This window comes from Acidovorax sp. HMWF018, assembly GCF_003061035.1.
GTDB classification, from domain to species: domain Bacteria; phylum Pseudomonadota; class Gammaproteobacteria; order Burkholderiales; family Burkholderiaceae_C; genus Acidovorax; species Acidovorax delafieldii.
The window spans coordinates 1-1,991 of record NZ_QAIM01000154.1 but is presented as its reverse complement, the minus strand read 5'-3'; the positions used below and the strand labels follow the sequence as shown (position 1 = coordinate 1,991).

Here is a 1,991-nt window from a genome sequence, read left to right as displayed (position 1 = left end):
TGCAGCACATCTACCGCAACCTAGCCCCCGGTGGCCGCGCCGCCGTGGTGTTGCCTGACAACGTGCTGGGTGGAAACAATGTCGGCGCTGATATCCGCAGAGACCTGATGGACAAGTGCAACCTGCACACCATATTGCGCTTGCCCACTGGCATTTTTTATGCCCAAGGCGTCAAAACCAACGTATTGTTTTTCACGCGCGGCAAGAAAGACACAGGCAACACCAAAGAAGTGTGGGTGTACGACATGCGCGCCAACATGCCCCAGTTTGGCAAGCGCACCCCCTTCACCCGCGAGTATTTCCGCACCAAGCCCGATGCCCCTGCCAGTGTGCCCCGCGACAAGTTTGAAGACGTGTTTGGCAACGACCCCTGCGGCGGCCCCGCAGCCCTGGCGCAGCGTGTGGACACGGGCGAAGCAGGCCGCTGGCGCAAGTTCACCCGCGAGCAAATCAAGGCCCGTAACGATAACCTGGACATCAGCTGGATCAAGGACGACAACGCGGAAGCCGCAGACGCCCGGCGTGACGAACCCGCGCTGGTGGCACGCATGGTGATGCGCGAGCTGAGCGGTGCCATGGCCGACCTGCGCAGCCTGCTGGAAGAGTTGGGCGAAGACCCCGACGCTTCGTTGGAAGACCTGCTGGCCGACGACACCACGGCAGACGAGGCCCAGCCATGAGCCAACTGGTTTCCGCAGCGGGAGCAGACGGCCTGCCCACCAACTTGCACGCCGAACTGCGCACCCTCATCGCCAGCAGCCGCCAGCGCTTGGCCGGCGCGGTGAATGCCGAACTCACCCGCCTGTACTGGGCGGTGGGCCAACGCTTGGCCTCCGAAGTGCTGGGCGGCGAACGTGCCCAGTACGGTAGCCAACTGCTGGAGCAACTGGGCCAACAGCTCTCGCAAGAGTTTGGCCGGGGGTTTGAAGCCCGCAACCTGCGCCGCATGGTCAAGTTTGCGCAGGCTTTCCCCAGTGCAGGGATTGTGTCGACACTGTCGACCAAATTGAGCTGGAGCCACATGGTCGCCATCGTTGCGCTCAAAAACCCGCAAGCCCGCCAGTTTTACGCCCAGCAAGCCGCGCAAGACCGCTGGAGCGTGCGCGAGCTGACCCACCAGATTGAGCGCAAGGCGTTTGAACGCACCGAGCTGGCTGCACTGCAAGCCCCTCCCCCCGTTCAGGCGGAGCCTGTCGAAGCCCTGGGCACCAGCCCCGCCCAAGTCTTCAAAGACCCGTATTTCCTCGACTTTCTGGGCCTGCGCCAGGGCCATGACGAGGCGGACCTGGAAGCCGCCATCCTGCGCCAGCTCGAAGCCTTCATCCTTGAGCTGGGCCGGGGCTTTGCGTTTGTGGAGCGGCAAAAGCGCATGGTCATCGACGGCGAGGACTTTTACCTGGACCTGCTTTTCTATCACCGCCGCCTGCGTCGCCTCGTGGCCATCGAGCTGAAGCTAGGCCGCTTCAAGGCCGCGCACAAAGGCCAGATGGAGCTGTATTTGAAATGGCTGGACCGGCACGAACGCCAGAGCGGGGAGGAAGCCCCCATCGGCCTCATCCTGTGCGCCGAATCCAGCCGTGAACAGGTGGAGCTGCTGCAAATGCACAAAGACGGCATCACCGTGGCCGAATACTGGACCGAGCTGCCACCCAAGGCCGAGCTGGAACAACACTTGCACCTAGCCTTGCTAGAAGCGCGCGAGCGGCTGGCGCGGCGGGGGGTGTTGTTGGGAGGAGGCGAGGATGAGTGATTTACCTGAGAGTTGGGTCGAAGTTCCTATTGGCAGTGTTGCTCGAATCGTTGGAGGCGGCACGCCGCCATCCAAAGATCCGCAGAATTTTGTTGAACCCGGAAAGGGTATTCCGTGGGTGACTCCTGCTGACTTGAGCGGATATCGAAAGCAATCGATTGAGCGAGGTGCGCGTGATCTGACCGAAGCTGGTTACTCCGCTTGCGGAGCAACGCTAATGCCGCAAGGCACTGTGCTGTTT

General features: G+C 62.1%; 2 protein-coding genes and 1 pseudogene. All 3 read left to right on the top strand.

All coding sequences use genetic code 11. The features are described 5' to 3' along the window. The coding region (locus tag DBR23_RS05875; RefSeq protein WP_146191243.1) for an N-6 DNA methylase at positions 1–680 on the top strand (680 nt) is incomplete at its 5' end. After that, complete coding sequence (locus DBR23_RS05870; protein WP_108497603.1) at positions 677–1,750, top strand: YhcG family protein; 1,074 nt, start codon at positions 677–679, stop codon at positions 1,748–1,750. The genes DBR23_RS05875 and DBR23_RS05870, both read left to right, overlap by 4 nt. Continuing rightward, a pseudogene (locus DBR23_RS30340) lies at positions 1,743–1,991 on the top strand (restriction endonuclease); the annotation flags it as partial. The gene DBR23_RS05870 and the pseudogene DBR23_RS30340, both read left to right, overlap by 8 nt.

Coding starts and splice junctions, on each gene's coding strand:
- DBR23_RS05870 (WP_108497603.1), top strand. CDS start 677: ATGAGCCAACTGGTTTCCGCAGCGGGAGCAGACGGCCTGCCCACCAAC.